Here is a 20705-nt window from a genome sequence, read left to right as displayed (position 1 = left end):
TGAGATCCTGGATCGCGTATGTCTACGCATCCCGCCCCCGCCCTCGGCGCCCTCGCCCCCCGTCTGACCGAGCTGTCGCTGCGCGATGCGCACCGGCTCGGGCGCAGGCTCGAAGGTGCGCGCAAGATCCGCAAGCCGGAGGCGCGGGCCGCCGTGCTCGCCGAGATCGAGGCCGAGGTCGTACAGGCCGAGGAACGGATGGGGACGCGGCGTGCCCGCGTCCCCGCCGTCACCTATCCCGAGCAGCTGCCGGTCAGCCAGAAGAAGGACGAGATCGCGGCCGCCATCCGTGATCACCAGGTCGTCATCGTGGCCGGTGAGACCGGGTCCGGCAAGACCACGCAGATCCCGAAGATCTGCATGGAGCTGGGGCGAGGGGTGCGCGGGATGATCGGGCACACCCAGCCCCGCCGGATCGCCGCCCGCACCGTGGCCGAGCGGGTCGCGGAGGAGCTCAGGACCCCGCTCGGCGAGGCCGTCGGCTGGAAGGTGCGGTTCACCGACCAGGTGAACCCGGACGCCACCTTCGTCAAGCTGATGACGGACGGCATCCTGCTCGCGGAGATCCAGACCGACCGCGAGCTGCGCGCCTACGACACGATCATCATCGACGAGGCCCACGAGCGGTCCCTCAACATCGACTTCCTGCTGGGCTACCTCGCCCAGCTGCTCCCCCGCCGCCCCGACCTCAAGGTCGTCATCACCTCGGCGACCATCGACCCCGAGCGGTTCTCCCGGCACTTCGGGGACGCCCCGATCATCGAGGTCAGCGGGCGGACGTACCCGGTGGAGGTGCGGTACCGGCCGCTTCTGGAGGAGGATTCCGAGGACGTCGACCGGGACCAGATCACCGCGATCTGCGACGCCGTCGAGGAGCTGATGGGCGAGGGGCAGGGCGACATCCTCGTCTTCCTCTCCGGCGAGCGGGAGATCCGGGACACCGCGGACGCGCTGGAGAAGAAGAGATACCGGTTCACCGAGGTCCTCCCCCTCTACGCCCGTCTGTCCCACGCCGAGCAGCACCGCGTCTTCCAGGCGCACACCGGGCGCAGGATCGTGCTGGCGACGAACGTCGCGGAGACCTCCCTCACCGTCCCCGGCATCAAGTACGTCATCGACCCCGGCTTCGCCCGCATCAGCCGCTACAGCCACCGCACCAAGGTGCAGCGGCTGCCCATCGAGCCGATCTCGCAGGCCAGCGCCAACCAGCGCAAGGGCCGCTGCGGACGGACCAGCGACGGCATCTGCATCCGGCTGTACAGCGAGGACGACTTCGAGGCGCGCCCGGAGTTCACGGACGCGGAGATCCTGCGCACCAACCTGGCCTCCGTCATCCTGCAGATGACCGCGGCCGGCCTCGGCGACATCGAGAAGTTCCCGTTCATCGACCCGCCGGACCACCGCAACATCCGCGACGGCGTGCAGCTGCTGCAGGAGCTGAACGCGCTGGACCCGGCCGAGAAGGACCCGCGCAAGCGGCTCACCCAGACCGGCCGCAAGCTCGCCCAGCTGCCGGTCGACCCCCGCCTGGCCCGTATGGTCCTGGAGGCCGACAAGAACGGCTGCGCACGCGAGGTCATGGTCATAGCCGCCGCGCTGTCCATCCAGGACCCGCGTGAGCGCCCGGCCGACAAGCAGGCGCAGGCCGACCAGCAGCACGCCCGCTTCCGGGACGAGACCAGCGACTTCCTCGCCTACCTGAACCTGTGGCGGTACGTGCGGGAGCAGCAGCGCGAGCGCGGCTCGTCCTCTTTCCGCCGCATGTGCAAGCAGGAGTACCTCAACTTCCTGCGCATCCGCGAATGGCAGGACATCTACACCCAGCTGCGCACGGTCGCCAAGCAGATGGGTATCCACCTCAACGAACAGGACGCCGCCGGCGACAGCGTCCACGTCTCCCTCCTTGCCGGCCTTCTCTCCCACGTCGGGATGAAGGACGTGAAGGACGGCAACAAGAACGAGTATTTGGGCGCTCGCAACGCCAAGTTCGCGATCTTCCCGGGTTCGGCGCTGTTCAAGAAGCAGCCGCGCTTCGTGATGTCGGCGGAGCTGGTGGAGACGAGCCGGCTGTGGGCCCGCGTCAACGCGAAGATCGAGCCCGAGTGGGTCGAGCCGCTCGCCGGCCATCTGCTGAAGCGGACGTACAGCGAGCCGCACTGGGAGAAGGACCAGGCGGCGGTCATGGCGTACGAGAAGGTCACGCTGTACGGCGTGCCGATCGTCGCCCAGCGGAAGGTCAACTACGGCCGCATCGACCCGGAGACGAGCCGCGAGCTTTTCATTCGCAACGCGCTCGTGGAGGGCGACTGGCGCACGCACCACAAGTTCTACGCCGACAACCGCAAGCTCCGAAGCGAGGTCGAGGAGTTGGAGCACCGGGCCCGGCGGCGGGACATCGTGGTCGACGACGACACCCTGTTCGACTTCTACGACCAACGGGTGCCCGAGCACGTGGTGTCCGGCGCGCACTTCGACTCCTGGTGGAAGCGCAAGCGGCACGAGCAGCCCGACTTCCTGGACTTCGAGCGGGAGATGCTCATCCGGGAGTCGGCGGAGGCGGTCACCAAGGCCGACTATCCGGACTCCTGGCGGCAGGGGCAGCTGAAGTTCCGGGTCACGTACCAGTTCGAGCCGGGCGCGGACGCGGACGGCGTGACCGTCCACATCCCGCTCCAGGTGCTCAACCAGGTCACCGACGAGGGGTTCGACTGGCAGATCCCGGGCCTGCGGGAGGAGATCGTCACCGAACTGATCCGCTCCCTGCCGAAGCCGATCCGCCGCCACTACGTGCCGGCGCCGAACTTCGCCAAGCGGTTCCTGGAGCAGGCGGCGCCCTCCCACGAGCCGATCACGGTCGCCATGAACCGTGAGCTCAAGCGGATGGTCGGCGTGCCCTTCGAGGCCGAGGACTTCGACTGGTCGAAGGTCCCGGACCATCTGAAGATCACGTTCCGGATCGTCGACGAGCGGCGGCGCAAGCTCGCCGAGGACAAGGACCTTCAGGCGCTGAAGCTCCGGCTGAAGCCGAAGGCGCGTCAGGCCCTCTCCCAGGCCGCCGCGGCCACCGCCGAGCGGCAGGGCGGCGAGTCCCTGGAGCGGTCGGGGCTGACGGACTGGACGATCGGCGCGCTGACCCCCGTCTTCGAGACCCGCCGTGCCGGGCAGCCGGTGAAGGCGTATCCGGCCTTGGTCGACGACGGCCCGGCGAAGAACACCGTCTCCGTACGGCTGTTCGACACGGAGGCGGAGCAGGCGGAGGCGATGTGGAAGGGCACGCGCCGCCTCATCCTGCGGTCCATCCCGGTCAATCCTGCGAAGTTCGCGTCCGAGAAGATGACGAACGCTCAGAAGCTCGCGCTGTCGGCGAATCCGCACGGTTCGATCCAGGCGCTGTTCGACGACTGCGCGATGGCGGCCGCGGACAAGCTGATCGGCGACTTCGGCGGTCCGGCGTGGGACGAGGAGTCGTACCGGAAGCTGTACGACAAGGTGCGCGCCGAGATCGTGGACACGACCGTGCGGGCGGTGGGGCAGGTGCAGCAGGTGCTGGCCGCCTGGCAGGCCTGCGAGCGCCGGCTGAAGGGCGTACGCAGCACCGCGCTGCTCCAGAACCTGGCGGACGTGCGCAAACAGCTGGACGCGCTGGTGCGGCCCGGGTTCGTGACGCAGACGGGGCTGCGCCGGCTGCCGGACCTGATGCGGTATCTCATCGCCGTGGACCGACGGTTGCAGCAGATGCCGACCAACGCCCAGCGGGACACGACCCGCATGGAGAAGGTCCACGAGATGCAGGACGAGTACGCCTGGCTGCTGGAGCAGCTGCCCGAGGGCCGGCCGGTGCCGTCCTCGGTCCTGGACATCCGCTGGATGATCGAGGAGCTCCGGGTCAGCTATTTCGCCCACGCGTTGGGCACGGCGTACCCCGTCTCGGACAAGCGGATCGTGAAGGCGATCGACGCCGCCGCGCCGTGACGGGCACTGCACGGAGGGTGAGTTCGACCAGGCGGGCCACCCTCCTGTAGAGTCTCGTTTCGCAGCACGGCGCAGCGGGAAGGCGCCGCAAAGCCTGGTCCTGTGGAGCAGTTTGGAGTGCTCGCCACCCTGTCAAGGTGGAGGCCGCGGGTTCAAATCCCGTCAGGACCGCACAGATCGAAAAGAGCCCGGGTCTTCGGACCCGGGCTCTTTTCGCGTCCCGGTGGCGCGCCGTACGCGCCGCGCCCTTGACGGCGTCACGTTCCCTCGGTACCCCGGAGTTCAGGACACCGCCGTCGGCGTGGTCCCGCTGGAGGTGGCGTATGGCGGCATCGGCCGGGCACGAGACGCGGGCGCTGCTCCGCGCGCACCTGTCGGCCGCGTCGTCCTACCGCCACCTCACCCGCCACTGCCCCATCTGCCACCGCCTCCTGCGCCTCGCCGAGAGCGACCTCAGGGAAGAGGATCGGGAGAGCCAAGAGCCCCGGGAGACCTGCGCCTTCGAGGGCCGCGAGGCCCAGGCGGTCCCGGCGGACCGGCCCGACCGGGAAGCCGGCGGGCCTCCGGAGGCCGGCGGGAGCCGGCAGACCCACCGGACGGAACCACCGTGCGAAGCCGGGAACGCTCACGTCCCCCAGCAGCCCCCTCGAACGCCCGGACGACCGCCGGAACCACAGCCGGACCGCCGCCAGCCCGGCGTGCCACCCAAAACCCCTCCGAGCCCCCAGTCCGGGCCGCCCCGAGACACCCGGCCACAACCCCGACCCGAGCCGCCCCAGGCAGCCGCGCCACGGAACAACCAGGCCGAGCCACCACACGGAGCCCCGCAGCCACGCCGGACCGAACCACCACCAGCGGCCGCGCCACAGCCCAGCCCGGCCGAGCCGCCACACGGAGCCGCCGCGAGCCGCCGACCCGAACTGCCGCACGGGGCCCCGCGGCCGCGCCACGCCGAACAAGGGAACGAGGTCCAGCAACCTCACCGAGCCGGACCCCCGCACGACCCCTCACGGAGCCACCAGGGCGAACCAGCAGGAGAGCCCGCGCCACAGAGCCGCCAGGACGAGTCACCGCGAGCCGCCCCGCCACAGCACCGCCGAGCCGAATCACCGCCAGAGGCCCCGCCACAGCGTCCCCCGGCCGGGGAGTCGTGAGGGATCGCGCAAGCCCGCCCCTCCCGGCCGCCCCCGCTGGGCGCCCCAGCCGGGGCTCCCGGGCCGACCGGAGCACGCGGGCGGCCACCACGAGGCCCCACAACAAGCGCTTCCACTAGCGCACTTGAGATGACGCGTTCAAGGTCAACAGCATGTGACGGGTGTCACCGCATGAGTTTCCGAAACCCCGGTTCTTACCAGTCTCCTACAACTGGTCAATTTAATATGTGCAATTGCACTACCCTGAAGGGCCACCCTCGCAACCCTCCACGAACCTTCCCAGAGACTCCCCAGACTCCGACAAGGCCGCTCACCGCCCCGCTCACACCGCCGCCCGCCGCACCCCGCCCGACCTGAAGAACCCCCACCGAACCCCCCGCAACCCGCCCACGAGCACCGGCGGATGGCGGGCCGGAGGGCAAAAAAAGAATCGCGCTGAACCCGGCGGAGTCCAGCGCGATCGACGACGCACCGTGTGGGCGACGGGCCTGTTGGGGCAGGACCCGCGTCGTTTGGAGCTAGGGTTCAGGCACCTCGACAGATTGGGGGACCTGCCGTTTTGCCCGGTTATTGAGTTGTTCAGGCCTCGCTGCGCTGCTGCGGGATGCCCGCCAGCAGGGCGCGGACCTCAGCCTCGCGGTAACGGCGATGCCCGCCGAGCGTGCGGATCGACGTGAGCTTGCCGGCCTTCGCCCACCGCGTGACCGTCTTCGGGTCCACGCGGAACATGGTGGCGACCTCAGCCGGGGTCAGCAGCGGCTCAGCATCAGGGGTGCGAGCGGTCATGAGCGGCCTCCTCGGGAGAACCGAACCTTCTCGGTTCTTTCCTCTAAATTCTGCACCTTGACCCGCGTTGCCCGAAATGGCGGACGCGAGTCGAGTCGGTTATAGGACGAACGGCTTGTCCTCGGCACTACAACTACACCATCTGTCCAGCCGCGTCGGCCAAACCGATGGAATTGCCCCCCAGGTGTTCATCGGCGACGGAAGCCGATGGACCATGCCATAGCGGACAGTCACGCCGGTGTGACGATCAGTCACATGGCGATCAGGAGTCACCAGACCCCCCAAAGCGTGCAATGCTGAGATTCCCCCCACGATGGAGCACAAGTGGACGGACGGAGCCCTCCCCGGACTCCTTGTCCTATTTTGGCACGAGGAGGGGCAAGCGACGCAAGGGCCCCGTACGTGCGGTCCGTCACCCTTGAGACATAAGCCCGGATCGGGATCTACGTCCCGTCCGTTCCGTGAAGTTCGGTTGACCGTACGCTGATCGCCCGCTTATGGCCGTGACCCACGTCACTCAACGGACAGATCATCGGAAAAGGGCACGCCACCGCCGTCACGCTCTCGCCGCCGCCGCGCTGCCGCTCCTGCCGCCCCGTCAGTTCGCGGAGCGCCGGTCCCGCACCGACCGCCACCGCTCGACGAGCCTGCCGTAGGCCTCGCCCGCCGCCGCGCCGTCCCCCCGGCGCAGGGCGTCGACACCGGCGGCCACGTCCGCCGCCGAGTGGTCGTCCTCCAGCTCGCCGGCCGGCAGCGCGTGGACCAGCCCGCCGTAGTCCAGCTCGACCAGCGAGCGCGGGTGGAACTCCTCCAGCCAGCGCCCCACGTCCACCAGGCCCTCGATCAGCGGCCCCTCGTCGAGGGCGTCCTTCAGCGCGCGCAGGGACCGGGCGACGCGCCGCCGGGCCTGGACCATCGGCGTGCGGTAGCGCAGCACCGGGGCGAGCCCGGCGGCGCCCTTGTCGTACTCGCGCTCCTCGTCGGAGACGAGGGCGAACCAGTCCAGCGGGACCTGCCAGGTCGCGGTGCGGATCCAGGGGCGGGCGTCGGGGTTGCGGGTCAGCCAGCGCTCGTAGTCCTGCGTGGCCTGGAGCCGGACCACCGGGGGCAGGACCGCGTCCAGCACCGGCCCGGGTAGTTCGTCGCCGAGTTCGCCCAGGGCCTGCCAGCCGCGCAGCCGGGTGCGCCAGGGGCACACGCACACCACGCCCTCCACCTCCAGCACGAAGGCGTCCCCGCTCTCCTGCACCGGCACCGCGATCGGCGGGGTGGCCAGCAGGTCGGCCAGCGAGCGGCGCAGTTCGTCCTGGTAGGAGGGCCGGTCGGTACGGCGGGCGTAGCGCTCCCAGTGGCCGCGCTCCGGCTCGGGGAAGGCGGCCAGCGGCTCGTACACGCGCAGATAGGCCGCGTACGGGACGGTCACCGAGGACACCTGGGGCACGCCTCCTTCCCTCCCCGTCAGACCGGCCGGGAAACCTTCCGGGCCCGCCTGACGGGCGGGCCGGAAACATGGAAATCGTCCCGCGTCCTTACTCCGGGAGAAGGGGATCGCCGCCCCGCGGGAAAGTGATCGCGCACAGCAGGCGATCAGCGGACCGTCCAGGCTCTACGCTCATCCCACGGGCCCCGCCACCTCTACGGGGCCCCCGTCCCCACCCGCCGCTAGTTACCCAGGAGTCACCACAGTGACCGACGTATCCGGCGCGCACGCTGATGTACTGCACACCCTGTTCCACTCGGATCAGGGGGGTCATGAGCAAGTCGTGCTCTGTCAGGACCGCGCGAGCGGCCTCAAGGCCGTCATCGCCCTCCACTCCACCGCACTGGGCCCCGCCCTCGGCGGCACCCGCTTCTATCCCTACGCGACCGAGGCCGAGGCCGTCGCCGACGCGCTGAACCTCGCGCGGGGGATGTCGTACAAGAACGCCATGGCCGGGCTCGACCACGGCGGCGGCAAGGCCGTGATCATCGGCGACCCCGACACGATCAAGACCGAAGAGCTGCTGCTCGCGTACGGCCGTTTCGTGGCCTCGCTCGGCGGGCGGTACGTGACCGCCTGCGACGTCGGCACCTATGTCGCCGACATGGACGTCGTGGCGCGCGAGTGCCGCTGGACGACCGGACGCTCCCCGGAGAACGGCGGCGCGGGCGACTCCTCCGTGCTGACCGCGTTCGGCGTCTACCAGGGCATGCGGGCGAGCGCCCAGCAACTGTGGGGCGACCCCACCCTGCGCGGCCGCCGGGTCGGCGTCGCCGGCGTCGGCAAGGTCGGCCACCACCTGGTGCAGCACCTGCGCGACGAGGGCGCGGAGGTCGTCGTCACGGACGTGCGCGAGGACGCCGTACGCCGGATCCTCGACCGGCATCCGCAGGGCGTGACGGCCGTCGCGGACACCGAGGAGCTGATCCGCGTCGAGGGCCTGGACATCTACGCGCCCTGCGCCCTCGGCGGGGCGCTCGACGACACCTCCGTCCCGGTGCTCACGGCCAAGGTGGTCTGCGGCGCGGCCAACAACCAGCTCGCCCACCCCGGCGTCGAGAAGGACCTCGCCGACCGCGGGATCCTCTACGCGCCGGACTACGTGGTGAACGCCGGCGGGGTCATCCAGGTCGCCGACGAGCTGCACGGGTTCGACTTCGACCGGTGCAAGGCGAAGGCCGCGAGGATCTACGACACCACGCTCGCAATCTTCGCACGTGCGAAGGAAGATGGGATTCCGCCGGCCGCGGCGGCCGACCGGATCGCCGAGCAGCGGATGCACGAGGCGGCCCGGGCGCGCGGCCGCTGAGCCGGGCGACCGGGCGGAGGAGGGGCCGGGCGGCGAGCCCGGCGGCCGACCGGAGCGTACGGTTCCGCTGAGATCGCGGGGCCGCTCCGGAGGCTTTCGCCGGTACCGCCGGGCGGAAAGTTGGAGAGAACTCTCACTCTTCCCGGCGGGTCGGCCGCGGATAAGTGGTTAAAATCGCCACTGACCAGCGAGGACGGGGCGCCTCGAAGGCTCTGTGCACACGCGCGTGCCACGGGCGACGTACCGTATGGGTGCGGGCTCAGGTACCGTGGAAGCCCTACGGACCGGCCTCTCTGCGGAGAGTCCGTTCCGGATCATGAACGCGTGTCAAGACTCTGGGGCCGTCGAGCCCCGTCGTTGAGGGGGTCGAGCCATGGGGCGCGGCCGGGCCAAGGCCAAGCAAGCGAAGGTCGCCCGCCAGCTGAAGTACAACAGCGGCGGGACGGATCTCTCACGCCTGGCCGAAGAGCTGGGCGCATCGCCATCGAACATGCCGCCGAATGGCGAGCCGTTCGAGGACGATGAGCAGGACGACGACCCGTACGCCCGGTACGCCGAGCTGTACGGGGACGACGACGATGGCGAGGACGAGGAGTCCCCGCACCAACACCGTCGCGGCGCTTGACCCTGCATCAGTGCACTCACCCGGTCGGTGACTTCGGTCGCCGACCGGGTCTTGTGCTGCGTGCGGGGCCCGGCGCTCGCAGGCGTCAGACCGCGTAGTCCCCGACGAGCTGCGCCCCCGTGGGGTGCTCGCCGCGCTCGGTGATCTCGCCGGCGACCCAGGCGTCGACCCCTCGGTCGGCCAGCGTCGCCAGGGCCACGTCGGTGGAGTCCGCCGGGACCACGGCGATCATGCCCACGCCCATGTTCAGCGTCTTCTCCAGCTCCAGCCGCTCGACCCGGCCCGTCCTGCCGACGAGGTCGAACACCGGGGCGGGCGTCCAGGTGGAGCGGTCGACGACGGCGTGCAGCCCGTCCGGGACGACCCGGGCGAGGTTGGCCGCGAGGCCGCCGCCGGTGATGTGCGAGAAGGCGTGGACGTCGGTGGTGCGGGTGAGCGCCAGGCAGTCGAGCGAGTAGATCTTCGTCGGCACCAGGAGCTCCTCGCCCAGGGTGCGGCCGAACTCCTCGACGTGCGCGTCGAGGGAGAGGCCGGCCTGGTCCAGCAGGACGTGCCGGACGAGGGAGTACCCGTTGGAGTGAAGGCCGGAGGCCGCCATGGCGATCACCGTGTCACCCGTGCGGATGCGGTCGGGTCCCAGCAGGCGGTCGGCCTCCACGACGCCCGTACCGGCGCCGGCGACGTCGAAGTCGTCCTCTCCGAGCAGGCCCGGGTGCTCGGCCGTCTCACCGCCCACCAGGGCGCAGCCGGCCAGCACACAGCCCTCGGCGATGCCCTTGACGATGGCGGCGACCCGCTCGGGGTGGACCTTGCCGACGCAGATGTAGTCGGTCATGAACAGCGGCTCCGCGCCGCACACCACGATGTCGTCCATGACCATGGCGACCAGGTCGTGGCCGATGGTGTCGTAGACGCCGAGCCGGCGCGCGACGTCCACCTTGGTGCCGACGCCGTCCGTGGCGGAGGCGAGCAGCGGGCGCTCGTAGCGCTTGAGGGCGGAGGCGTCGAAGAGGCCGGCGAAGCCGCCGAGGCCGCCGAGGACCTCGGGGCGCTGCGTCTTCTTCACCCACTCCTTCATCAGCTCGACGGCGCGGTCGCCCGCGTCGATGTCGACGCCCGCGGCTGCGTAGCTGGCGCCGCCCTCGGCGATGGGGGTCTCAGACATGGCTAGGAGAACCTTCGTGTCGTACGGCGGGTGTTACGGACCGTCTACGGGCGGCGGATCGCGTCGGCGGCGGCCGTGGCGGCGGGGCCGGCGGCCAGCTCCGTCTCCAGCAGCTGCTTGCCGAGCAGCTCGGGGTCCGGGAGTTCCATCGGGTACTCGCCGTCGAAGCAGGCGCGGCACAGGTTCGGCTTGGCGATGGTGGTCGCCTCGATCATGCCGTCGATGGAGATGTACGCCAGGGAGTCGGCGCCGAGCGAGGTGCCGATCTCGTCGATGGTCATGCCGTTGGCGATGAGCTCCGCGCGCGTGGCGAAGTCGATGCCGAAGAAGCAGGGCCACTTCACCGGCGGCGAGGAGATCCGGATGTGGACCTCGGCGGCGCCCGCCTCGCGCAGCATGCGGACCAGGGCGCGCTGGGTGTTGCCGCGCACGATGGAGTCGTCGACGACGACCAGGCGCTTGCCCTTGATGACTTCCTTCAGCGGGTTCAGCTTCAGGCGGATGCCGAGCTGCCGGATGGTCTGCGAGGGCTGGATGAAGGTCCGGCCGACGTAGGCGTTCTTGACCAGGCCGGAGCCGAAGGGGATTCCGGAGGCCTCCGCGTAGCCGATGGCGGCCGGGGTGCCGGACTCCGGGGTCGCTATCACCAGGTCGGCCTCGGCCGGCGCCTCCTTGGCGAGCTTGCGGCCCATCTCCACGCGGGAGAGGTACACGTTGCGCCCGGCGATGTCGGTGTCCGGGCGGGCCAGGTACACGTACTCGAAGACGCAGCCCTTGGGCTTCGCTTCCGCGAATCGGGAGGTGCGCAGACCGTTCTCGTCGATCGCCACGAACTCGCCCGGCTCTATCTCGCGGACGAAGCTGGCGCCCGTGATGTCGAGGGCGGCGGTCTCGGAGGCGACGACCCAGCCGCGCTCCAGCCGGCCGAGGACCAGCGGGCGGATGCCCTGCGGGTCGCGGCCTGCGTAGAGGGTGTGCTCGTCCATGAAGACGAGGGAGAAGGCGCCGCGGACCTTCGGCAGGACCGCGTGGGCGGCCTCCTCGATGGTCAGGGGCTTGCCGTCCTCGTCGACCTGGGCCGCGAGGAGCGCGGTGAGCAGGTCGGTGTCGTTGGTGGCCGCCACACGCTGGGTGCGCCCCTCCTGCTTGGGCAGGTCGGCGACCATCTCGGCGAGCTGGGCGGTGTTGACGAGATTGCCGTTGTGGCCGAGCGCGATCGATCCGTGCGCGGTGGCGCGGAACGTCGGCTGGGCGTTCTCCCACACGGAGGCGCCGGTGGTCGAGTAGCGGGCGTGTCCGACCGCGATGTGACCCTGGAGCGAACCGAGGGAGGTCTCGTCGAAGACCTGGGACACGAGGCCCATGTCCTTGAAGACGAGGATCTGGGAGCCGTTGCTCACCGCGATTCCCGCGGATTCCTGACCCCGATGCTGGAGGGCGTAGAGCCCGAAGTAAGTGAGCTTGGCGACCTCTTCACCCGGAGCCCAGACACCGAAGACGCCGCAAGCGTCCTGGGGGCCCTTCTCGCCGGGGAGCAGATCATGACTGAGTCGACCGTCACCACGTGGCACGACATCGAGTGTAGGCGAGGTCGTCCACTGGTCCGAATTGGGGATACTCGCCGGTAACTCGATCTTGAGCTGCCCCGGGCTCCTTCCCGGAGCGCGTTTGCGCAGGTCAGCTCCGTGTTTCGCTACTTCTCGAAGGCTCCGGGAGCGCTCCCGCGACACCCGCCCCGGAGCCCTTCTCCAAGGCGCGAGTGAGGTGTCGCACACCGATCGGCGTCGTGTCAGGACATCAGCGGCAGCAAAGAGGCGAGGTCGGCGCGCTCGCCGCTCGCGCTCACCTTCGCCCCGGCGACCGCGTCCGCCCAGGTGAGCCGTCCGGTCGCCAGCCGGATCCAGGTCAGCGGGTCGGTCTCGACGACGTTGGGCGGGGTGCCCCGGGTGTGCCTGGGACCCTCGACGCACTGCACGACGGCGAACGGCGGCACCCGCACCTCGGTCGCTCCGCCGGGGGCCCTGACCGCGAGGGCGTCGGCGAGGAGCCGGGTGGCGGCGGCGAGGGCCTGGCGGTCGTGGGGGACGTCCAGACCGGGGACGGCGGCGTTGAGGTCATCGGTGTGGACGACGAGTTCGACGGCACGCGTGACCAGGTAGTCGCCGAGCGGCATGGCCCCGGCCGCGGTCTGCAGCAGCCTGTCGCCGGGGTGGGCGTCGAGCTGCTCGGCGAGCTGCCGGGCCACGCCGGTGAGATGGACGTCCAGGTCGGGGGTGCGCTCGGCGAGCGCGCGGGCGGACTCGTCGATGGCCGCGGCGTTCGCGGCGGTGGCGAACGGCCAGTCGAGGACCGTTGCGTCCTGTCGTGCCGGCTCCGGGAGGTCGAGGGCCCGGCCGACGGCCGTTAGGGCTGTCCCGACGTGCGCGACCAGCGCCCGCACGTTCCATCCGTCGAGCCGTGTCGGGAGGGCCAGCTGTTCGGGGGTGAGCCGGCGGACGGCCAGATGGACGTGCCCGAGCTGGCCGAGGACGGCCGCGCGGATCCTGGCGGGGTCGTAGCTCCTGGTGCGCTTCTTCGCCGGGGACATGCCCATGAGCCTATGCGGCGGCCCACCCGGGGACGGCCGAAGGCCCCGCCCGTCGAGAACCGTCTCGGACGGGCGGGGCCTTCGGCGTCGTACGACGGCTCAGCAGGCCGTGCGGCTCCTACGCCAGCAGCGCCGGGATGGTCTCCTCGTGCGCCGTGCGCAGTTCGGCCAGGGAGAGCGCGAACTCGCCCTGGACGTCCACGGTGTCCCCGTCGACCACGCCGATGCGGGTGGCCGGCAGACCCCGGGCGCCGCACATGTCGTTGAAGCGGAGCTCCTCCGAGCGCGGGACGGCGACGACCGCGCGACCGGCCGACTCCGAGAACAGGAAGGTGAACGCGTCCAGCCCGTCCGGGACGATCAGCCGCGCACCCTTGCCGCCCAGCAGCGCCGACTCGACGACCGCCTGGATCAGACCGCCGTCGGACAGGTCGTGCGCGGAGTCGATCATGCCGTCGCGGGAGGCGGAGATCAGGATCTCGGCGAGGAGCCGTTCCCGCTCCAGGTCCACCTTGGGCGGCAGACCGCCGAGGTGGTCGTGGACGACCTGGGACCAGGCCGAGCCGCCGAACTCCTCGCGGGTGTCGCCGAGGAGGTAGAGCAGCTGTCCTTCCTCCTGGAAGGCGACCGGGGTGCGGCGGGTCACGTCGTCGATGACGCCGAGGACGGCCACGACCGGGGTCGGGTGGATGGCGACCTCGCCCGTCTGGTTGTAGAGCGAGACGTTGCCGCCGGTCACCGGGGTGCCGAGCTGCTGGCAGGCGTCGGCGAGACCGCGGATGGCCTCCGCGAACTGCCACATGACGGCCGGGTCCTCGGGCGAGCCGAAGTTCAGGCAGTCGGAGACGGCGAGCGGCTTGGCGCCGGTGGTGGCGACGTTGCGGTACGCCTCGGCGAGGGCCAGCTGGGCGCCGTGGTACGGGTCCAGCTTGGCGTAGCGGCCGTTGCCGTCGGTGGCGATGGCGACGCCGAGGCCGGTCTCCTCGTCGATGCGGATCATGCCGGAGTCCTCGGGCTGGGCGAGGACGGTGTTGCCCTGCACGAAGTGGTCGTACTGGGAGGTGATCCACTGCTTGGAGGCCTGGTTGGGGGAGCCGACCAGCTTCAGGACCTGCTTCCGCAGCGCCTCGGACGTCTCCGGCCGGGGCAGCTTGTTCGCGTCGTCGGCCTGGAGGGCGTCCTGCCAGTCCGGGCGGGCGTAGGGGCGCTCGTACACCGGGCCGTCATGGGCGACCGTGCGCGGGTCGACGTCGACGATCTTGCCGCCGTGCCAGTAGATCTCCAGGCGGTCGCCGTCGGTCACCTCACCGATGACGGTGGCGATGACGTCCCACTTGTCGCAGATCGCGAGGAAGCGGTCGACCTTCTCCGGCTCGACGACCGCGCACATGCGTTCCTGCGACTCGCTCATGAGGATCTCCTCGGGCGAGAGCGTGGAGTCGCGCAGCGGTACGTCGTCCAGGGTGACGCGCATGCCGCCGGAGCCGTTGGAGGCCAGCTCGGAGGTGGCGCAGGACAGGCCCGCCGCGCCGAGGTCCTGGATGCCGACGACGAGCTTCTCCCGGAAGGCCTCCAGGGTGCACTCGATGAGGAGTTTCTCCTGGAAGGGGTCGCCGACCTGGACCGCGGGACGCTTCGACGGCTTGGCGTCGTCGAAGGTCTCGGACGCGAGGATCGACGCGCCGCCGATGCCGTCGCCGCCGGTGCGGGCCCCGTAGAGGATGACCTTGTTGCCCGCGCCGGACGCCTTGGCGAGATGGATGTCCTCGTGCCGCATCACACCGATGGCGCCGGCGTTGACCAGCGGGTTGCCCTGGTAGCAGGCGTCGAAGACGACCTCGCCGCCGATGTTGGGCAGGCCCAGGCAGTTGCCGTAGCCGCCGATGCCGGCGACGACGCCGGGCAGGACGCGCTTGGTGTCGGGGTGGTCGGCCGCGCCGAAGCGCAGCGGGTCGACGACGGCGACCGGGCGGGCGCCCATCGCGATGATGTCGCGCACGATGCCGCCCACACCGGTGGCCGCGCCCTGGTAGGGCTCGACGTAGGAGGGGTGGTTGTGCGACTCCACCTTGAAGGTGACCGCGTAGCCCTGGCCGACGTCGACGACACCGGCGTTCTCGCCGATGCCGACGAGGAGGGCGTCGCTCTGCGGCGCCTTCTCGCCGAACTGGCGCAGGTGGACCTTGGAGGACTTGTACGAGCAGTGCTCGGACCACATGACGGAGTACATGGCGAGCTCGGCGCCGGTCGGGCGGCGGCCGAGGATCTCCACCACCCGCTCGTACTCGTCCTTCTTCAGGCCGAGTTCGGCCCAGGGCAGCTCGACGTCGGGGGTCGCGGCCGCGTGCTCGACCGTGTCCAGAGGCGTCCGGCTCATGCGTTGACCAGCTTCTTGAGGATCGAGGTGAAGAACGGGAGGCCGTCGGTGCGGCCGGAGCCGATGAGGGGCTCGACGGCGTGCTCCGGGTGCGGCATGAGGCCCACGACGTTGCCGGCCTCGTTGGCGATGCCGGCGATGTCGCGGAGCGAGCCGTTGGGGTTGAAGTCCCTGTAGCGGAACGCGACCCTGCCCTCGGCCTCCAGCTTGTCGAGGGTGTACTCGTCGGCGACGTACCGGCCGTCCATGTTCTTCAGCGGGATGTGGATCTCCTGGCCGGCCGTGTAGTCGACGGTCCAGGCGGTGTCCGCGTTCTCCACCCGCAGCTTCTGGTCGCGGCAGATGAAGTGGAGGTGGTCGTTGCCGAGCATCGCGCCCGGGAGGAGGTGGGCCTCGGTGAGGATCTGGAAGCCGTTGCAGATGCCGAGGACCGGCAGCCCGGCCTTGGCCTGCTCGATGAGGGGCTCCATCACCGGCGAGAAGCGCGCGATGGCTCCGGCGCGCAGATAGTCGCCGTAGGAGAAGCCCCCGCACAGCACCACGGCGTCGACCTGGTGGAGGTTCTTGTCCTTGTGCCACAGAGCGACCGGTTCGGCGCCCGCGAGGCGGATCGCGCGCTGGGTGTCCCGGTCGTCGAGGCTGCCCGGGAAAGTGACGACGCCAATACGAGCGGTCACTTCGCGGCCTCCGCGACTTCCTCCACCTTGACGGTGAAGTCCTCGATCACGGTGTTGGCGAGGAAGGATTCCGCAAGATCATGGATGCGGGCGAGCGCGGCCTCGTCGACCGGGCCGTCAACTTCCAGTTCGAATCGCTTTCCCTGACGTACGTCGGAGATCCCCTCGAAACCGAGCCGCGGCAGTGCGCGCTGCACCGCCTGGCCCTGGGGGTCGAGGATCTCCGGCTTGAGCATGACGTCGACTACGACGCGTGCCACTGGCACTCCCGGTGTTGTGGTGCTGAGCAGGTGCCCGCAGATGTCTCCAACAGGTGTCTTCAGACTACCCGCACAAAATTTCTACGCGAGTAGAGTTGTAGGAAGCTACGTGACAACCATCACGATCCGGTACCGGAAGGGGACGTACGCGAAAAGTTACGGGAAAGATCCCCGATGAACCCCGGATACCTATTGCACTCGGACACGCGGACAGATTTAGTCGAGCTTCACATTGCATTGCCGCGCACTGTACAAATGAATTGGAAATAGCCGAGACTCGGCATGTCGCAGGCAGCTGAGCTGTATGCCGTGCCGAACGAAGGGACCGATATTCGTGGCGCAGAAGGTCGTGGTCACTCTCTTTGACGACATCGACGGCTCGGAAGCGGCGGAAACGATCGCCTTCGGACTCGACGGCAAGTCGTACGAGATCGACCTGAATGAAGCCAATGCCAGGAAACTGCGCAAGGCGCTCGCTCCCTACGTGGAGGCCGGCCGCAAGCGGTCCAGGTCCGGCAAGGCGTACCGGCAGACCGAGGTCGCCCCGGACCCGGCGGCTGTCCGGGCCTGGGCCCAGGCCAACAAGCTGGAGGTCCCCGCGCGCGGACGGATCCCGAAGAAGGTCTACGAGGCGTTCGCCGACGCCCGCTGAACCGCCCGCGTCCGCATCGCGCCGGCGTCCCCCCGGGGTCCTCAGCGGCCCCCGGGGGCAACCGACTTGCGCTACCCCCCACATGGTCGGCTAATGTCTGGAGCACGCCGCCGGGCAGGGCCGAAAAGCCCAGCTCACGGAGGCCACGCGGGTGTAGTTCAGTAGTAGAACATCCCCCTTCCAGGGGGAAGGCGCAGTGTGCGATCCCTGTCACCCGCTCTGCATCACCGTCCCGATCACGCTGTTCGATCGGGTAGGCTGGTGCTCGCGCCGATCGGTGAGAGCCGGTCGGAGGCAATGCGGACGTAGCTCAGTTGGTAGAGCGCAACCTTGCCAAGGTTGAGGTCGCGAGTTCGAACCTCGTCGTCCGCTCGGGAATCAGACCCCGGTCCATCGGACCGGGGTCTTTTCGTGTGCCTTCACCGTGTCGTGCGATCACTCCCCGCCTGCCGCCTTCTGACATTTGTCATACGGAGTGGTGACAGCGCGCACTGCCGACGGCGTCCGCCTGCCGGGACGCTGAAGTCATGGAAGCCAGGGACACGAATGAGCACGTGATCGAGGTCACCGACCTCCGGCGTGTGTACGGGGGCGGGTTCGAGGCGGTCCGCGGGATCTCCTTCCACGTCGGCCGCGGCGAGGTCTTCGCGCTGCTGGGCACGAACGGGGCCGGGAAGACCTCGACGGTCGAACTGCTGGAGGGGCTGACGCGGCCCGACGGCGGACGGGTGCGGGTCCTCGGACACGATCCTCACGCCGACCGTGCCGCCGTACGGCCGCGCACCGGGGTGATGCTGCAGGAAGGCGGCTTCCCCTCGGAGCTGACCGTCAGGGAGACCGCGCGGATGTGGGCGGGCTGCGTCAGCGGCGCCCGCCCGGTCGACGAGGCGCTGGGCCTCGTAGGGCTCGCCGGGAAGGCCGGCGTACGGGTGAAGCAGCTGTCCGGTGGTGAGCGGCGCCGGCTCGACCTGGCGCTCGCGCTGCTCGGCGAGCCCGAGGTGCTGTTCCTCGACGAGCCGACCACCGGCCTGGACGCCGAGGGCCGCCGCGACACCTGGAACCTGGTCCGCTCGCTGCGCGACGCCGGGACGACGGTGCTGCTGACCACGCACTACCTGGAGGAGGCGGAGGGCCTCGCCGACCGGCTGGCCATCCTGCACCAGGGGCGCATCGCGGCCGCCGGCACACCCGCCGAGGTGACCGCCGCCCAGCCCTCCCGGATCTCCTTCCGGCTGCCCGAGGGGTACTTCCTCGGGGACCTGCCGCCGCTGGGCGAGCTGGGCGTGTGCGGCCACGAGGTCGACGACCGGGTCGTGCGGCTGCGGACACGGGAGTTGCAGCGGGCGGCCACCGGGCTGCTGGTCTGGGCCGAACGGGCCGGGGTCGAGCTGCGGGAGCTGGACGTGCGGTCGGCGTCGCTGGAGGAGGCGTTCCTCGGGATCGCCCGGGACGCGGCGGCAGTGGCGGGGTCAACGGGCGCGTCCGGTACGGCGGGTTTGGTGGAGACGTCTTCGGAGCGGGAGGTCGCGGCATGAGCGGCGCCATGGTCAAGGGTTCGGACACGGCGGCGAGGGGGGCGCGCCGGGTGGCGGTGACCACGCCGGCCGGTCGGATGGCGGCTCTCGGCCGCGCCGAACTGTCGCTGCTCGGGCGGAGCAAGGCCACGCTCCTCACGGGCGTGCTGGTGCCGCTCGCCCTGCCGTTCAGCCTGCGGCCGCTCCTCGAGGACATGGACGTCGAGGACGCCGGGCTCACCGTCGGGCTGGTGCTGCTGCCCGCCGCGATCGGGTTCTCGCTGCTGTTCGGTGTGTACGCGGCGCTCACCGCGATCTACACCGCCCGGCGCGAGGAACTCGTGCTGAAGCGACTGCGCACCGGTGAGCTGCGGGACGCCGAGGTCGTCGCAGGATCGGCGCTGCCGGTGGTGGTCCTGGGGCTGGTCCAGTGTCTGGTGATGGCCGTGGGCTGTGTCGCCCTCCTCGACGTCCCCGCCCCCGAGTCGCCCCAACTCGTCGTACCGGGCGTGCTGTTGGGCCTGGTGATGTGTGCGGCGCTGGCGGCTCTCACGTCGAGCGTGACCCGTACCGTGGAGAGTGCTCAGGTCACCACCCTGCCGTTCCTGCTGCTCTCGATGGCGGCCTCCGGCGTCAGCGTGCCCCTGGAGATGCTGCCCGACCGGGCCGCCTCCTTCCTCGAACTGCTGCCGCTCACGCCGGTCATCACCCTCGTTCGCGGCGGCTGGAGCGGCGACCTGTCGGCGTACGAGGCACTGGGCTGCCTGGCGACCGCGCTGGCCTGGACCGTGCTGGCGGTGTTTGCTGTACGGCGGTGGTTCCGGTGGGAGCCCCGGCGCTGACCGGCCGGGGGGACGGGGGAGTCGTGGGGATGGGCAAGGCCGCCGGCTGGTGGCGGCGCAAGAGCACGCCCGCGAAGGTGGAGACGTACACACGGTGGACGTTCCACTTCTTCGCGCTGGCCGAACTCAGCACAGCCGCACTGCCGTTCGGCAACGGGCTGTGGACGGGGGCCGCGCTGTGGCTGCCGCTCCTGGTCGTCGGGCACTGCGTGCTCTGCGCGGTGATGGCGTCGCGGGCGCTGGACTGGACGCGTGGGCGCCGCCCCCGGCCCGTCCGGCTGATGTGGGCGCTCGCCGCCGCCACGGCGGCGGTCGGCGTCCTGGCGCTGTGGATCGCCGGGCACAGCGGGGGCCACGACGGCGTCGAGTCCGCCGCCGGCGGCGTCTACGGGGTCACCCTGGTCTTCGCCGCGGGCAACTCCACGCTGGGCGTGCGCGGCCGGCGGCGCGTGAGCGCGGTCGTCGTCGGCTACACCCTGGGCAGCGGGGCCCTGATGCTCGCCTTCGGAACCCCTGCGCCGGAGATCCTGGTCTCGACGGTGGCGCTGCTGCTCGGCGCCGCGTTCCTCGCCGCCACCTTCGTCTTCTCCGTCTGGCTCCTGGACGCCGTGTACGAGCTCGACGAGGCGCGCGAGACCCGGGCCCGGCTCGCCGTCGCCGAGGAGCGGCTGCGGTTCGGGCGGGACCTGCACGACGTGATGGGACGGAACCTGGCCGTGATCGCGCTGAAGAGCGAGCTGGCGGTGCAGCTGGCCCGGCGGGGGCGACCGGAGGCCGTGGAGCAGATGATCGAGGTGCAGCGGATCGCGCAGGAGTCGCAGCGGGAGGTGCGGGACGTCGTACGGGGCTACCGGGAGGCCGACCTCGGGGTCGAACTGACCGGTGCGCAAGGGGTGTTGACGGCCGCCGGGATCGACTGCGAGGTGCGCGGGGAGGCGGCGGGGCTGCCCGCCGAGGTGCAGTCGGCGCTCGGATGGGTGGTGCGGGAGACCACCACCAACGTGCTGCGGCACGGTGATGCCGCGCGATGTTCGGTGGAACTACGGGTGACTGAGGGGCTTGTGGTGCTGACGGTGGAGAACGACGGGGCCGCCGGCGGTGGGACCCGGGGCGGCCGGGCCGGTTCCGGCGAGGGTGGCAGCGGCGGGAGCCGGGGCGGTGGATCGGGGCTCGCCGGGCTGCGGGAGCGGCTGCGCATGGTCGACGGGACGCTGGAGGCCGGGTTCGCTCAGGCCGGGACGTTCCGTGTGGTGGCCGAGGTGCCGCTGAGCGGGACCGCCGCGCTGAGCGAGGTCGCCTCGTGAC

General features: G+C 70.6%; 16 protein-coding genes and 3 tRNA genes. 11 read left to right on the top strand and 8 right to left on the bottom strand.

The window, feature by feature from the left end:
• The first annotated feature begins 18 nt into the window (after positions 1 to 18).
• The 3 genes from hrpA to EV567_RS28130 all read left to right on the top strand — a co-directional run bounded on the left by hrpA (position 19) and on the right by EV567_RS28130 (position 5126).
• A complete protein-coding gene (hrpA, locus tag EV567_RS13285) occupies positions 19 to 3972 on the top strand; it encodes an ATP-dependent RNA helicase HrpA (protein ID WP_130439436.1) in 3954 nt (1317 codons plus the stop codon).
• Positions 3973 to 4068: 96 nt separating this feature from the next.
• Positions 4069 to 4143: transfer RNA gene (locus EV567_RS13280), tRNA-Asp, on the top strand.
• Positions 4144 to 4295: 152 nt separating this feature from the next.
• Positions 4296 to 5126: a DUF6274 family protein gene (locus EV567_RS28130; RefSeq protein ID WP_130439434.1), complete on the top strand. Its 831-nt coding sequence runs from the start codon at positions 4296 to 4298 to the stop codon at positions 5124 to 5126.
• A gap of 579 nt (positions 5127 to 5705) precedes the next feature.
• Here EV567_RS28130 and bldC read toward each other — a convergent pair.
• Both bldC and EV567_RS13265 read right to left on the bottom strand, forming a co-directional pair.
• Positions 5706 to 5912 (bottom strand): developmental transcriptional regulator BldC, encoded by a 207-nt coding sequence (gene bldC, locus EV567_RS13270; protein ID WP_003949541.1) that lies wholly within the window; start codon positions 5910 to 5912, stop codon positions 5706 to 5708.
• 598 nt (positions 5913 to 6510) lie between these two features.
• Complete coding sequence (locus tag EV567_RS13265; RefSeq protein WP_130439432.1) at positions 6511 to 7353, bottom strand: hypothetical protein; 843 nt, start codon at positions 7351 to 7353, stop codon at positions 6511 to 6513.
• A gap of 244 nt (positions 7354 to 7597) precedes the next feature.
• Here EV567_RS13265 and EV567_RS13260 point away from each other — a divergent pair, with 244 nt between their 5' ends.
• Both EV567_RS13260 and EV567_RS13255 read left to right on the top strand, forming a co-directional pair.
• Positions 7598 to 8701: a Glu/Leu/Phe/Val dehydrogenase dimerization domain-containing protein gene (locus tag EV567_RS13260; RefSeq protein ID WP_130439430.1), complete on the top strand. Its 1104-nt coding sequence runs from the start codon at positions 7598 to 7600 to the stop codon at positions 8699 to 8701.
• A gap of 373 nt (positions 8702 to 9074) precedes the next feature.
• Positions 9075 to 9326, top strand: a complete 252-nt coding sequence (locus EV567_RS13255) for a DUF3073 domain-containing protein (RefSeq protein ID WP_130439428.1) — start codon at positions 9075 to 9077, stop codon at positions 9324 to 9326.
• Positions 9327 to 9411: 85 nt separating this feature from the next.
• Here EV567_RS13255 and purM read toward each other — a convergent pair whose 3' ends face one another.
• The 6 genes from purM to purS all read right to left on the bottom strand — a co-directional run bounded on the left by purM (position 9412) and on the right by purS (position 16392).
• Positions 9412 to 10491 (bottom strand): phosphoribosylformylglycinamidine cyclo-ligase, encoded by a 1080-nt coding sequence (gene purM / locus EV567_RS13250; protein ID WP_130439426.1) that lies wholly within the window; start codon positions 10489 to 10491, stop codon positions 9412 to 9414.
• Between the two features lie 44 nt (positions 10492 to 10535).
• Positions 10536 to 12062 (bottom strand): amidophosphoribosyltransferase, encoded by a 1527-nt coding sequence (purF, locus tag EV567_RS13245; RefSeq protein WP_130439424.1) that lies wholly within the window; start codon positions 12060 to 12062, stop codon positions 10536 to 10538.
• Positions 12063 to 12280: 218 nt separating this feature from the next.
• A complete protein-coding gene (locus tag EV567_RS13240; protein WP_130439422.1) occupies positions 12281 to 13078 on the bottom strand; it encodes a maleylpyruvate isomerase family mycothiol-dependent enzyme in 798 nt (265 codons plus the stop codon).
• Between the two features lie 118 nt (positions 13079 to 13196).
• Positions 13197 to 15455, bottom strand: coding sequence for a phosphoribosylformylglycinamidine synthase subunit PurL (gene purL, locus EV567_RS13235; protein WP_130439420.1), 2259 nt, complete (start codon positions 15453 to 15455; stop codon positions 13197 to 13199).
• On the bottom strand, positions 15452 to 16132 hold the full coding sequence (gene purQ, locus EV567_RS13230) for a phosphoribosylformylglycinamidine synthase subunit PurQ (protein ID WP_130439418.1): 681 nt from the start codon (positions 16130 to 16132) through the stop codon (positions 15452 to 15454). Before purQ ends, purL begins: the two co-directional genes overlap by 4 nt.
• Positions 16129 to 16392 carry a phosphoribosylformylglycinamidine synthase subunit PurS gene (gene purS / locus EV567_RS13225; protein WP_015659417.1) on the bottom strand — a complete coding sequence of 88 codons (264 nt, stop codon included), beginning with the start codon at positions 16390 to 16392 and terminating at the stop codon, positions 16129 to 16131. Before purS ends, purQ begins: the two co-directional genes overlap by 4 nt.
• Before the next feature lie 334 nt (positions 16393 to 16726).
• On the opposite strand from purS, the gene EV567_RS13220 reads away from it, so the two are divergent.
• The 6 genes from EV567_RS13220 to EV567_RS13195 all read left to right on the top strand — a co-directional run bounded on the left by EV567_RS13220 (position 16727) and on the right by EV567_RS13195 (position 20704).
• The gene (locus EV567_RS13220; protein ID WP_130439416.1) at positions 16727 to 17044 is read left to right on the top strand and encodes an Lsr2 family protein; all 318 of its coding nucleotides are present in this window, start codon (positions 16727 to 16729) and stop codon (positions 17042 to 17044) included.
• 147 nt (positions 17045 to 17191) lie between these two features.
• Positions 17192 to 17263 (top strand) — tRNA-Gly (locus EV567_RS13215).
• Positions 17264 to 17343: 80 nt separating this feature from the next.
• Positions 17344 to 17416: transfer RNA gene (locus EV567_RS13210), tRNA-Gly, on the top strand.
• Positions 17417 to 17571: 155 nt separating this feature from the next.
• Positions 17572 to 18579: an ABC transporter ATP-binding protein gene (locus tag EV567_RS13205; RefSeq protein ID WP_130439414.1), complete on the top strand. Its 1008-nt coding sequence runs from the start codon at positions 17572 to 17574 to the stop codon at positions 18577 to 18579.
• On the top strand, positions 18576 to 19400 hold the full coding sequence (locus EV567_RS13200) for an ABC transporter permease (protein ID WP_130439412.1): 825 nt from the start codon (positions 18576 to 18578) through the stop codon (positions 19398 to 19400). Before EV567_RS13205 ends, EV567_RS13200 begins: the two co-directional genes overlap by 4 nt.
• Before the next feature lie 29 nt (positions 19401 to 19429).
• Complete coding sequence (locus EV567_RS13195; protein WP_130439410.1) at positions 19430 to 20704, top strand: sensor histidine kinase; 1275 nt, start codon at positions 19430 to 19432, stop codon at positions 20702 to 20704.
• The last annotated feature ends 1 nt before the right edge of the window (position 20705 follow it).

Source organism: Streptomyces sp. BK239 (assembly GCF_004217285.1).
In the GTDB taxonomy this organism is placed as follows: Bacteria; Actinomycetota; Actinomycetes; order Streptomycetales; family Streptomycetaceae; genus Streptomyces.
The sequence above is the reverse complement of the archived record's forward strand: the minus strand, read 5'-3'. Positions and strand labels throughout refer to the sequence as shown.